The 12,930-nt window shown below is 47.9% G+C and carries 8 protein-coding genes; 6 read left to right on the forward strand and 2 right to left on the reverse strand.

Annotated elements, in window-relative coordinates:
- Positions 1 to 158 precede the first annotated feature (158 nt).
- From wecB to LRP49_RS07475, 4 genes are read left to right on the forward strand one after another with little or no spacing between them, the layout of a single operon-like run.
- Entirely contained in the window at positions 159 to 1,241 is a 1,083-nt protein-coding gene (wecB, locus tag LRP49_RS07460; protein WP_274141325.1) for a non-hydrolyzing UDP-N-acetylglucosamine 2-epimerase, read from the forward strand.
- Positions 1,228 to 3,411 (forward strand): glycosyl transferase family protein, encoded by a 2,184-nt coding sequence (locus LRP49_RS07465; RefSeq protein WP_274141326.1) that lies wholly within the window; start codon positions 1,228 to 1,230, stop codon positions 3,409 to 3,411. The genes wecB and LRP49_RS07465 overlap by 14 nt, the downstream gene beginning before the upstream one ends.
- Positions 3,411 to 6,443 (forward strand): NfrA family protein, encoded by a 3,033-nt coding sequence (locus tag LRP49_RS07470; RefSeq protein WP_274141327.1) that lies wholly within the window; start codon positions 3,411 to 3,413, stop codon positions 6,441 to 6,443. The genes LRP49_RS07465 and LRP49_RS07470 overlap by 1 nt, the downstream gene beginning before the upstream one ends.
- The gene (locus LRP49_RS07475) at positions 6,359 to 7,267 is read left to right on the forward strand and encodes a DUF4434 domain-containing protein (RefSeq protein WP_337992940.1); all 909 of its coding nucleotides are present in this window, start codon (positions 6,359 to 6,361) and stop codon (positions 7,265 to 7,267) included. The genes LRP49_RS07470 and LRP49_RS07475 overlap by 85 nt, the downstream gene beginning before the upstream one ends.
- 7 nt (positions 7,268 to 7,274) lie before the next feature.
- Here the strand turns inward: LRP49_RS07475 and LRP49_RS07480 are convergent, their stop codons facing one another.
- Both LRP49_RS07480 and LRP49_RS07485 read right to left on the reverse strand, forming a co-directional pair.
- Positions 7,275 to 8,789, reverse strand: a complete 1,515-nt coding sequence (locus tag LRP49_RS07480; protein WP_274141330.1) for a cytochrome-c peroxidase — start codon at positions 8,787 to 8,789, stop codon at positions 7,275 to 7,277.
- A 223-nt stretch (positions 8,790 to 9,012) separates the two neighbouring features.
- Positions 9,013 to 10,545, reverse strand: a complete 1,533-nt coding sequence (locus tag LRP49_RS07485) for a cytochrome-c peroxidase (protein ID WP_274141332.1) — start codon at positions 10,543 to 10,545, stop codon at positions 9,013 to 9,015.
- 157 nt (positions 10,546 to 10,702) lie between these two features.
- Here LRP49_RS07485 and LRP49_RS07490 point away from each other — a divergent pair, with 157 nt between their 5' ends.
- Positions 10,703 to 12,178 (forward strand): ATP-binding protein, encoded by a 1,476-nt coding sequence (locus tag LRP49_RS07490; RefSeq protein WP_274141334.1) that lies wholly within the window; start codon positions 10,703 to 10,705, stop codon positions 12,176 to 12,178.
- A 12-nt stretch (positions 12,179 to 12,190) separates the two neighbouring features.
- Complete coding sequence (locus LRP49_RS07495; RefSeq protein ID WP_274141335.1) at positions 12,191 to 12,871, forward strand: response regulator; 681 nt, start codon at positions 12,191 to 12,193, stop codon at positions 12,869 to 12,871.
- The last annotated feature ends 59 nt before the right edge of the window (positions 12,872 to 12,930 follow it).

Raw genomic sequence — 12,930 nt, forward strand, 5'->3', positions numbered from 1 at the left:
ATATATGCAAATTGAGTGGTTATTTTTCATGCTTTCACATTTGCAATTGGTTCTAGACTCCGCCAGATTTCAGTGAATGAGACACAACGACTGTGTAATTCGTCTGAAACTGCAAGTAATACCCATTTGATTGTTGCAGTAGTAAGAGCACCCCAGCTATGGAATATCACGCCCTCATCGTGACAGGCACTCGCCCAGAAGTAATTAAAATGGCGCCTGTTTACCACGCACTTAAAAACAACGACGTTTCCGTACGTTGGTGCCACTCAGGTCAACACGACACACTCGCCGACCAAGCCTTCAAGCATTTCGATATTTCTCCAGATATCACGTTACAACGACCCAAGGCGGACGATCTTTCTTCACTTTGCGCAGGGCTTCTCGCCCAATTAAGCACTGTAATTAGTGAAGAAAAGCCAACATGTGTTCTTGTTCATGGGGATACCAGTTCAACACTCGCCGCCGCTCAAGCGGCTTTTTATCATCAAATTCCTATCATTGCGCATGTTGAAGCAGGACTTCGTTCAGGGAATCTTTTCCACCCTTTCCCAGAAGAAGCAAATCGAAAGCAGGTCGCTACTATTGCTAGCCGACATTATCCTCCCACTCCACGCGCACTCACGGCATTGCTGGCTGAAAACGTAAATCCCGACCAGATTCTCACCACAGGTAATACCGTCATCGATGCACAGCATTACCTGATAAAACAAAACAAAGTAGCGCAACCAGAAGATAAACATCTGGTGTTAGTCACCGCTCACCGACGTGAAAACTGGGAGAACCTGCCGGTTATCTGCGGAGCGGTAAATTCACTGGCGAAACAACGCCCAGATTTAACCTTTATCTTTGCCACTCACCCAAATCCAGCGGTGCTCTCTCAGGTTAAACAGCACCTTTCAACCAGAGACAATATCCAACTTAGTGAACCAATGGGCTATCTGGAACTTCAGCAAACCCTAGCAAACGCTGCGTTGGTGCTGACTGACTCTGGTGGCATTCAAGAAGAAGCACCAACCTACCGGGTACCTGTTGTGGTATTACGAGAAACAACGGAGCGCCCTGAGGCTTGTGATATTGGTATTGCCATTCTTGCCGGCGCAGCAAATACGCAAAGAATTTTGACCGCAGCGCAAGAGCTGCTCGATCGACAATCGTCGTTTTTCGTCAACCCTTTTGGTGATGGGACGGCTGCCGAAGCCATCGCAAAGGACATCAAGGAGCTGTTCAATGAGCTTCCTTGATGGTTTTTTGATTTATCTATACGGGCTTAAGTACATCACACTGGTGTTGATGATTGGTCTGTTCATTTTTGGCTTCGATGATTTGCTGCTCGACGGTTATTACTGGGTGCGACGTTTTTATCGCAAACTCACCATTTACCGTAGAAATGGACACGTTGACCCCAACCAACTCTTTGCCAAAAAGGAGCAGCCACTCGCCATCATGGTGCCCGCGTGGCAAGAAGTTGGTGTTATCGGGAAAATGGCAGAGTTAGCGGCGAAAACACTCGACTACGAAAATTACCAAATTTTTGTCGGCACCTACCCCAACGACCCACAAACGCAAGCCGATGTCGACGCCGTCTGCGCACAATACAGCAATGTACACAAGGTGGTATGTGCAAGGCCGGGCCCAACGAGTAAAGCGGATTGCCTTAATAATGTCGTCGCTTCCATCGTCGCATTCGAGGAAAAAGCCAAGATAACGTTTGAAGGTTTTATCCTCCATGATGCTGAAGACATACTCTCTCCGATGGAACTGCGCCTGTTTAACTATCTCTTGCCTAGCAAAGATCTTATCCAGCTCCCTGTGTATCCATATGCGCGAAAATGGTACCAATTCACACCTGCTCACTATCTGGATGAGTTTGCCGAAACACACGGCAAAGACGTTGTGGTGCGCGAAGCTCTCGCGGGCCAAGTGCCTAGTGCGGGGGTAGGGACGTGTTTTAGCCGTAAAGCCATTTTGAAGCTTCTCAAAGAAGGTGATGGCCTCCCCTTTGACGTGCAGTCTCTCACCGAAGATTACGACATCGGGTTCCGTCTAAAGCAGTGGGGCATGAACGAAATCTTTGTGCAATTCCCCGCGATGCCGAAAGAAGCCATTCTCAAAGAATCAGCATTTGGTATTGGCGACCGCGCGTCTCGCTATATCTGTGTTCGTGAATATTTCCCCGCGACCTACTCAACGGCCGTCAGGCAAAAAAGCCGCTGGATTATCGGGATCGTGTTTCAGGGCATGAAAAATCACAGCTGGAGCAATGACTGGAAGATTAACTACTTTCTATGGCGCGACAGGCGTGGGGTCATTTCCAATACCATCGCGTTTTTAGCAACCCTAATCTTCATGCATCTTTTGATGATCGCGGGTTACCAGTTTTTTTTCCAAGACAGTTATCAATTCCTGTCTATCTTCAACAATGACCCCGTGGTGAGGTTCTTTATCTTCGCCAATGCCTTCTTCTTCCTCAATCGTATGACGCAGCGATTTATCTTTGTCACTCAATACTATGGGCTGTTCCAAGGCTTTCTGTCGCTACCGCGAGTCGTGTGGGGTAACGTCATAAACTTCGCCGCCAACATGCGCGCAGTAAAACAAGTCATTGCACAAGGCGATCCGCGTCGAGTCGCCTGGGATAAAACCACCCACGACTTTCCGGTTATCGATGACAACCGAAGAACACCTCTCGGTCAAATATTGATGGAACAAGGCAACATCAGTGAGGAACGACTGGAACAGGCGTTACTTCACTTGCCGCCAAACATGAGATTGGGGGCATTTCTTATCCGCGAAGGGTATGCGTCAAATATTGATGTCAGCAAGGCAATAGCCAAACAAGCTGGCGCAGAGTTTGAGGCCTTTGACCCTTTTTCCGTTGAGAGCAAGCTCATCACGTCTTTCCCTTCCACGCTGGCGTTGAAATACATGGTATTTCCCATCAGCAAAACCAAAGACAAACTGTTACTCGCCGCGGAATCTCAGGTTTCTCCCGTTGCCTTGGCTGCCATACAGCGTCAAACAGGCAAATTTGTTTCGTACCGCATTGTCGAACAAGGATTAGTGACCCTGGGTATTCGTTATCACTACATGAAGGACACCAGTGCCGACTACCGCCCTGTACTTGAAAACGCCGTAGCCACTGGCATGACTGCCGAACAGACAAAGCTGAACCTTGATAAGTACTTGGTCTCCCAGCAACCGCTTGGCATGTTGCTTGTGGCAGAAAAACTGCTCGAACCTGCCGTACTGAATCAGGCACTCATTAACTATGATTACTCCCCTGCCATGAAATTTGGCGCGTTCCTCAAAGAGCATGGATATATCACTGAAGAGCAGTTAGATAGGGCACTGGCTCAGCAAGCTCAGCAACAACCTTTGGCTAACTTTTTTAACATGGCGGTGAATTCCTGATGAACTATTCAAAAACAGCCATCGCCGCCTTGTTGGTCTCATTCAATGCACATGCCACCAGCGAAATCATGCAGGGGCTTAGCGAGTTTGACGAATTTCGAACTTACCCTTACATCAACAAAGCGTACCAACTTGAAAGGGAAAAGCAGTTTTCCTCCGCGGAAGATGAGGTAGAAAAGGCGCTGCACGTTGCACCAGAACACCTCCCTTTCTTGCGGTTTCAATACAGCTTGCTCACTAAAGCCGGAAACTTCAGTGAAGCGGCGCGTATCCTTCAACAGATCCCCAAAGACGAGCGGAAGGGGATGTTACTGGCGTTAAGACAGCAACAAATAAGCAAAACTGGCATTTTAACCTCCGCCGAGTTTACCCCGCTGCTTAAAGGACTCTCCACTGAAGAGCAGCAAACACTGGTGTTAAGTTACCTATACCACCTTGAAAAACGGGAAGGAGAAGAAGAAGCACTCGCTTGGGCAATGTCGCTGCCAGAGGATTTTAAATCCCTCGATGTACTGACATTTGAGGCGGAAACCGCGTTCGAGCTGAAACAATACGACCATGTCACTGACACACTGTCGAAAGTCGCCACTCAACGAGCCTTACCAGAACATCAAACGGCATTGCTCGGCTTGAGCTACCTTGCGAAGGCTGACGTAGACAATGCGTTGGCCATCGCGAATGCATCACCAAAATCCAAGAGTAGCGAAGCTATTGTGCGTCAGCACATCGAGAATCTAGTCAACGACAACAATGTTGTTGATGCACGGGAGCAATACGCTTGGCTTGCCAAGCACCATCCGCTATCTGATGCGGACTATAAAAAGAGCTTTGAGCTTGCAATCAAAGACAAGGACTTTGAGAAGGCGTTAGATTACTCCGACCTTGCTGGAGTAGATTGCTTGTCCACGGCGGATTTATATTTGAAGCTTGACCAAAGGGCCAAAGCAAAAAGCACGCTCGCTGGGTGCAACGTCAGCGACAATCCTAAACGTTGGTTGTTTATTGCTGAGAAGTTGAACATGGTCAGTGCGATAGAGTCGCAGCGATTCACGTCGACGAAGGCCCTATCCCTTCGTCGTTCAATTCTTGCGAACCTCTACAATCGAGAACATCAATACCACAAGCAAATTGCGTTGCTAAAAGGGACTCAACAGCTAAAAGAAATTGAACTGTTGGCTATTGCGTATCAGCGAACGAAAGCCTATCCAGAAGCGATTAAGACGTGGTATCAGCTGTTTGTAAAAACAGGAGATACAGAGGCATTGAACACGGCCAGTACGCTTGCTATCGAACATCTCGATGCGCAAAAAGCCATTCGTCTGGTACGCGACTCGCTTCTTAAGCTACGCAGTGAAAAAGAGCGAGAGATACAACTCGATCGTCTCCTCAACCTTTACTATCACCATCCCAAGTACTTTGTCGCTTCCGATATTACCCTGTTCAAAGGGCATGATATTTCATCGTTAGCCTTGGCAGAACTGTGGGCGAAATACAATAAATGTGACGCCGTCACAAAAAGCATCACTCATCCCACCACGAGTTTTGAGTATCGTGTGCTTGGCTTCTGTATTTATAAAGATGAGCCGCAGCTTGGACTCGTCTATCTCAATAAAGCGCACGCGTTGAAACCCAGTGAGCTAGATACCCTGTATTACGGCTACATTTACAGTTATCTGGGGCAACAGGAAAAAGCGCTTAGCTATTGGTTGCTCATTCCTGAAGATCAACAGACGCCAAACATTAAGCTGCAAATAGGTCGCACCTACTATGCGTTGGGCGACTACAACAATGCAGATAACTATTGGAAGGCTGCCAAGCTTGAAGACAACCTCAACTGGTGGCTTTTAGGTATTGATACAGCCATTCGCCTCCACCATTTCGAAGCGGCACGCTTAAGGCTGGATGCAGCAAGCACCTTGTTCCACTCTGAGTATCTCGACGCTGAATACCCCATCCTTTATAAAACCTTGGGCGATACCAAAAGCCTGATCGCGTTTTATGAAAGTGAAATACAACAGCACCCAGAGATGGGAATAGTAAAAGCCGAGCTTGCTTATACGATCTTTAAGCAAGACCCAAAGCGCGCCGTTTCGTTGCTGGAAGAGGCAATGCCAGATCTCAATGCTGAGCAGAAAGTCTTTGCGGAGCGTCAGTTGGCGTTGGGGTATACACGACTAGGCGAGTCGGCTAAAGCGAAGGATATGTATGTCAAAGCGATTGACCGGATCGAACCTAGCGAGGACCCTGAAACACTTCACTACCTGCAAAATGGATTCGCCAATGCAGATAACGACTGGCAATTCAGCATCAGCAGCACGGCCGGTAATGATGCGAGGAATGCGGCAAGTACGCTTAGACCGGACAACCAAAACTGGTTCTTGCTCGTGGAAGCATCCCACGACATTTCTCGTCACGAAAACGGCGTGAAAGAACTGTCGTTTAAGATGGCTTGGTTATCTTCGGGCGAGAAAGACCCGTTTGGTGAACGTGAATACGATATAGGGCTATCTTGGCGTCCTTTCGAGGACGCAGATCTAAATCTTGCAATCGGTGTACGACAAGACGTTAAACACGACCAAGGTACAGATGCCTATGTACGTTTATATGGGGATGCGCTCGCGAGCTTCGGTTACGGAAAAAACTGGCAGCTAGATAAGGCATATTGGTGGTCACAAAGCTTGTATCTCGATGCGTTCAAGTACCTTGATGAAGACCAACTGCTGTTGTTTGGGCGATATGAAGGCGGCCCGGTATTCCCGCTTAATGATACTCATCAGCAGCGTGTTCGCGCTTATGGATTCGTCCAACATGATCAAGACATTGACGACGCTAATCCCGACAACACTCACCGTAAAGATTTTCGAGCTGGGCTAGGTATAGGGTGGCTAAGCCAATGGGACTACAACCCTTACAGCGGCTACAACTACGACATGGAGATAGACCTCGAGTGGCAACATATTATCGACAGCGATTTTTATCCAGTAAGAGACAAAGACAACGCTTATATGCTTCGTTTCTACTGGCATTTCTAACGCTGAGCAGTTCAGCGAAAGCAAACACGCTTTTCTATCAGCCACTGAATATGGATGAAGCTATCACGGACACAAGGTGGAAGGCCGACACGCATTATCTTCACAACCAAGGTGTTTCAGCGGGTGTTGTTCAATGGACACAATATGGCGATGAAACGTTTGGCGGAGAAACGGGCTGGCTAGCGGCCCGTTTAAATCTGTGGATGAAAACAAGCCCCCTCTGGCTGGGGCTGTACTCTGACCCCAACTATTTTTCACTAATCGACGTACCTGCCGACGAACAGTACGCCTATCTCAACACATTACTCCAAAAAAATCGCAACGTACTGGCAAACTGGCAACCTTGGATTGACGCCAACAAAGAACGTGTGCTGGGGATTTACCTGCCGTTCGAGCTTTCTGATTACTACTTTCAATCGGCGGTATCTCAGCACCAACTTAATTCAGTGCTGGCGACGTTTGTTCAAACCGTTGATTATCCCGTGGCTATCAGTGTCTTTATTAACGGTGCGATGGACCCAGATACCTTTGCAGATTGGTTGGTATCCATTCAGAAAACAGGCGTAAAGGTATGGCTTCAGAACGGGCGAGGTACGGATGCGTTATCTCAAGAAACCATTCAACGCTATATGGATGTGTTGCCTTGTGATGTCGGTATTATCGACGAAATTTTCCACCAAGAAAGTGCGTCTCCCTTCAAGGCAAGACCCATGACGAAAACAGAAAAACAAAAGGCGCAGATAACCGCAGAAGCATGCCATCCGCACCTTACATTTTCGTTCAGATATTGGCGACCGATGCCGTTTCCGTTGCCAATACCCTAAGCAGTGTTTACAACGGCGTGCCGTTTACATCGGTGGCGATGAGGAGAAGATTATCCACGTCGTCACCGCTGTCTGCTATCCAAGGTGACATACATGTCCGATCTTTTACACAAGGATCGGTGAGAGCCTCGAGGAAAGAGACAACTTGCCAGCGTTCCTTTTCACTCAACCAAATATACGGCAACTTAGAAATCGCAAATGCGCGCTCCAGTTCTGTTTTTTCAACGGCTAATTGGGTGTTTTGTTCTGCGTGAGGGTATAGACGCTCACAGTTTTCTAAACCCGTAAATTGTGGCAATGAACACCATCCGCCACGCGTGAAATACGCCTTCACAGCCTCCGTTGGGTCGACATGATGATCGACAACGGCTTTGAGCGACTGATACGCCCCTGCATGACCATAGGGACGTGTCACCTCAACGTTTAAAAGACTCGGTGTGCGGAATCGATATCTATCATCAGCATTACCTGTGGCCATTTCTCGGCCAAAATCATCATCATTGACCACACCTTTACCCACGCCAATTTGCGGGAAGCCAATGGCATGCGTTTCACCGTCGGTAAAAAACGTGCCCGTATGGCAATTACTGCAACCTGCCCCACCCATTTCAGCGCGGGTTAAAAACAGTGTGGCACCTGCGATTTGGTCCGCATTTAACGCATCACGGTTGCCGTCGACATATTGCTGCCATGGCGAATTTACGAACACCATGGAACGTTCATACTCGCCAATCGCCAATGCGATGTTTTCGTACGTAATCAAACTCTCAGCATCCGCTGCCAGATTGAACGCTTTTTGAAATTCCGCCAGCCAATTATTCACCGCCAACTCGCCTTCCCCTATGCCGTAATCACCTAAACGTGCAGCCAAATGCTGACGCACCGCTTCGTTTCGGCTTCCTGCTTCAAATGTGGTGTCACGCATTTCAGCTTGTGAGGTCACAGGAAAACGCGCTTGCGCAGTAGCAAGGTTGGGGCCTGCTAACGGGTCAGCGTTCCCCAAGCCCGTATCAGGTGTGCTGATCGACGATGCGGCACCATTTTGTCCGGGTTCCATACCCATACTTTCCAAGCGTGAATCCCAAAACAAGGTGGTATCCCAAAGGCCTAGGTTAAATACAGTCGGACTGTTGCGGGGAACATCCGGCAAACCGTCTTCATCGACACGGCCAACACCTAATACTTCAGGGCGTTTCGCATTCACGCCAACAGGTAAGCTTAATTCATCAGAGCCACCAAGCATGGGATGGTGACAACTCACACAACCTACATCTTTATCACCGCTCAAGCCTTTAGTGAAAAACAGCTTTTTCCCTAATTGAGCCAGAGGGTCATTGATAGAAGGAAGATCTCTCCCTTCAGCAGGGTTACCTCTTAATCCCTGTTCATCAATCAATTTTTCCAGCGCGATATGGTCAGCAATGTCAATAATAGAATTGTTTGGCTGGCTCCAAGCCATGGTCGCGCTCGTACTTAGACCAACCGCCAGCAAGGCTGTTGATACGTGTTTAAATACTCGCATTGTCTTCCTTTACCTTCTTATTGTTTGAATGGTGCTCGGCCCAAAAATGAGACCAGAAAGCAAGACAATTAGACCAGCTTTAAAGACAAGGATTAAGACAGCCTCGATATGACGCGACTTACATCATGAACGCGAAGACTTGTTGCATTAATGTTAATTGCGATACTTTAACTTCCCCCTAAAACCCAATGGAACCGATACGAAAAACCAGCGGGCAAGGGAGCTATAAATTTACCCCATTGATATCAGTAGCTATCAAGACTTGGTCATCTGGATTATCCGCCACTTCATCCGCTATCCAAGGAAGCATACAGCTACGATTTGTTACGCAGGGGTCGGTAAGTGCATTGAGAAATGCCTCTAATTGATTACGTTCATTCCCGTTCAACCCAACGTTTTGAAACAAAGAGGTACCGTCATCCTGTTCGTCATCCAGTTTATTCAACGCACGGAAGGAATTCTGACGAGCGTCTGGATACAAACTGGTGCAACCCGATACGTTTTCAAACTGGGCAAGGTCGCACAATTCATCGTCATCAAAGAAATCATCAACGGTATTACGCGGATTGTTATAGTGACGCAGCACGTCATTCAAGCTAGCGTAGGCACCGCTATGACCGTAGGGTGCAGTGACAGAAACATTGAGCAACGAAGGCGTTCTATAGCGATAGCGATCATCCCTCTCTCCGGTTACCAACTCCCGACCAAAATCATCGTCATTTCCGACACCTTGCCCCGGCCCAATTTGCGGAAACCCCACGGTATGCTGCTGACCATCACTGAACAAACTGCCACTGTGGCAGTTCACACAACCGCCGCCATTCTCTGCTGCTGAAGTGAAGAACAAAATCGCCCCCTCAATGGCATCGTCGCTTAACGCTGATGTGTTTCCGTCCAAGTAGTTTTGCCAAGGTGAGTTTACAAAAACCATCGAGCGTTGGTATTCAGCAATCGCCAGCGCAATATTGTCGAACGTGATCAGCGTATTCGCGTTAGCACTGCTGTTAAATGCAGTTTGAAAAGCACTCAACCAATCATTAGTCGCTAACTCACCCGCCCCTTCACCAACATCACCAATACGAGCAGCAAGGTGATCGCGAATTGATGTGTTGGTTTCACCTGTTTCAAAGGTGGTGTCTTTCATTTCCTCTACAGAGGTAACAGGAAATCGCGCCTGCGCCATGGCGAGGTTACCGCCGGCATTTGCATCTACCACACCCACACCTGAATCTGGCGTACTGATCCCTGATGCTGCGCCATTTTGCCCCGACTCTTTACCCAGGCTTTCCACACGAGAATCCCAAAATAGACTCGTATCCCAAAGCGCAACATTAAAAACTGTCGGGGAGTTTCGAGGAACGTCAGGTAAATCATCGCCGTCGACACGCCCTGCCCCCATCACCTGAGGTTGAACAGCATTGATGCCAATGGGTAAGCTAAGCGCGTCCCCACCACCTAACATGGGATGATGGCAGCTCGCACATGCAACATCTAAATCACCACTCAGGCTCTTACTGAAAAAGAGTTTTTTACCAAGCTGAGGTAACGGATCATTAATACTAGGCAGGGTGCGACCAGCAATAGGGTCTACCGCAAGGTTAAGGTTTCTGATGATGCTATCAAGCTCCGTTTGGGCCACAGCTTGCGTCATCGTCTGATCATTCTCCCCCTCACCGCCACCACACCCTTGCAGGGCACTAACCAAAAATACCCACCACCACATTTTGCTTTTCGTTATATGTGTTGAATTCAACATGCGCTTTCCCTAAATGTTGCCGTTTCCAAATAGCCTACGAGGGAAAAGTGCAAGGCCTGAGCAAGAAATGTGGATCAATTGTGCAACTTATCACGTCAGGGTTCGCATCAATGTTTATCAGCATATACTCTCAATAAGTCAAAGGCTTGGAGTAGACATGTCACTATTTATCCGAATATGGTTGAGTTTCCTGATCACGTTAGGAGCCATTTTATTGCTCTTATATACCGCTATTCAGTGGAGTTTTGACAACGGCCTAATTCGGTATATCAACCAACGCGAAGCGGCGACCTATCAAACGCTGTCGCACAATATCGCCACGTTTTATGTACTGAGTGAAGAGCCTTCTTTGCTCGAGCAGAACCCTTTTTATTGGCGACAACTCTTGGCCCTCTCTGAAGAGAGAGAAGCTTTAACGGAGGCACGCTTAAACGATTGGAACATTGAGGCACTCTTTGAGCCTGACAGACCCCCCCGAAAAAAACACCATGATAAGGCCTCCCGAGGAACCCAATCGGAGCGAGAACGTAAACCTCCGAGAAAACCACCGCCAAATGACCATCTTCCCGTCAGTCTTTTGTCGAACGACATGCACGCTATTTACGGCCCATATAAGCCAGATTTTAATGTGTTACCCGTCAAGGTTAACGGAGCAGTTATCGCACATCTCGCATGGCCTGCATCGAGAATTCCTGCGTCATCTTATGATGTCGCTTTTGCCGAAAGCCAAAAGCACGCCTTCTTGATACTTGCGTTATTGGCCCTTACCCTCGGAGCTGTTCTAGCGTTGTTCTTTTCTAGACGATTTACCCGTCCCCTAATTCAAGTCGCCAACACAACGCAGAAATTGACGCTTGGAGATTATCAGGCAAGAACCGCACTATCTGGGCATGATGAAATTGCTACCCTTGGCAAAAACATCAATCGACTCGCCGTAACGCTAGAACAAGCTGAAACCGCAAGGCGGGATTGGCTTGCCAGTACAGCTCACGAATTAAGGACGCCTCTTTCCATCATTAAGGGGGAGTTTGAAGCAATCCTTGATGGAATACGGCCTGCCAATGAATCAACGCTTGCGTCCATCGAAGAGGAAATCGCGCACCTTCAGAAATTAATCGAGGATTTGTACGAACTGACTAATGCGGATATTGGTGCGATTCGTTATCAACTCGCGCCGCTTAACCTTTCCACCGCCGTCGCTCAAGTTTGTCAAAAGCATTCTTCTCTTCTCTTGAATAAAGGCATAACCCTCACTGAAAACATCGCGGACCGCAGCATCATAGTGAATGCTGATGAAACACGCATTCAGCAACTGTTGGAAAATCTATTAAGCAATTGTGAGAAGTACACAGATCAACCTGGCAGCATCCGGGTATCGCTGGCGACATGTGAAAACCACGCGCTATTGCACGTTGAAGACAGTGCGCCTGGAGTGCCAGATGAGGCACTACATCGACTGTTTGAGAAGCTGTTCCGCGTTGAGTCATCAAGGAATCGTCAACACGGCGGATCTGGCCTAGGGCTAGCCGTTGTCAAAAAGATAGTAGAAGGCCATGGCGGAACCATTGTGGCTAAACATTCTCAGTTAGGCGGGCTGAAGCTTGCTATCGAACTGCCCTTACTAAAACAATAATGTGGAGGACGAATGCCGCACATACTGGTTGTTGAAGATGAACCCAAAATCTCCCAACTGCTCACCGATTATTTGAAGCAATCGAATCATACCGTCAACCAACTCTTCGATGGCGAACACGTCACCGATTGGGTGCAACAACACACACCTGACTTGATACTGCTCGACGTCATGCTACCCGTTAAAGACGGGTTAACGATATGCCGTGAAATTCGGCAAAACAGCAGTGTTCCTATCATTATGATCACCGCAAAAGTCGAAGAAATAGACAGGTTACTCGGCCTTGAGCTAGGTGCAGACGACTATATCTGTAAACCATTTTCGCCGCGAGAAGTCGTAGCACGCGTAAAAACAGTGCTTCGGCGTGTCTCCCCTCCTGAAGATGAACGGCATGAAAGCACCGATAAAACAGTGCTAAAGCTGGATGAAAGCCGATACATAGCGACATTCCACAATGCGAACATTGAGTTAACCGCCATTGAATTTAACCTTTTGAATCTATTAGCGAGTGATCCCGGACGCGTTTTTTCAAGACAACAACTTATCGACAATATCTATCAGGACCACCGCGTTGTTAGTGAACGCACGGTCGATAGCCACATTAAAAAGCTGAGAAAGAAACTATGTGCCGCTAATGCCGACGAAGACGTTGTTCATTCTGTTTACAGCGTGGGATATAAATTAGTTTTGTAAGAAAGTTGTACAAACTCTGTCTTCTCTATCGGCGATACACGTGACAACTATCGGTTTTT

Source organism: Enterovibrio qingdaonensis (assembly GCF_028683135.1).
GTDB classification, from domain to species: Bacteria; Pseudomonadota; Gammaproteobacteria; order Enterobacterales; family Vibrionaceae; genus Enterovibrio; species Enterovibrio qingdaonensis.

Coding starts and splice junctions, on each gene's coding strand:
- wecB (WP_274141325.1), top strand. CDS start 159: ATGGAATATCACGCCCTCATCGTGACAGGCACTCGCCCAGAAGTAATT.
- LRP49_RS07465 (WP_274141326.1), top strand. CDS start 1,228: ATGAGCTTCCTTGATGGTTTTTTGATTTATCTATACGGGCTTAAGTAC.
- LRP49_RS07470 (WP_274141327.1), top strand. CDS start 3,411: ATGAACTATTCAAAAACAGCCATCGCCGCCTTGTTGGTCTCATTCAAT.
- LRP49_RS07480 (WP_274141330.1), bottom strand. CDS start 8,789: ATGCGAGTATTTAAACACGTATCAACAGCCTTGCTGGCGGTTGGTCTA.
- LRP49_RS07485 (WP_274141332.1), bottom strand. CDS start 10,545: ATGTTGAATTCAACACATATAACGAAAAGCAAAATGTGGTGGTGGGTA.
- LRP49_RS07490 (WP_274141334.1), top strand. CDS start 10,703: ATGTCACTATTTATCCGAATATGGTTGAGTTTCCTGATCACGTTAGGA.
- LRP49_RS07495 (WP_274141335.1), top strand. CDS start 12,191: ATGCCGCACATACTGGTTGTTGAAGATGAACCCAAAATCTCCCAACTG.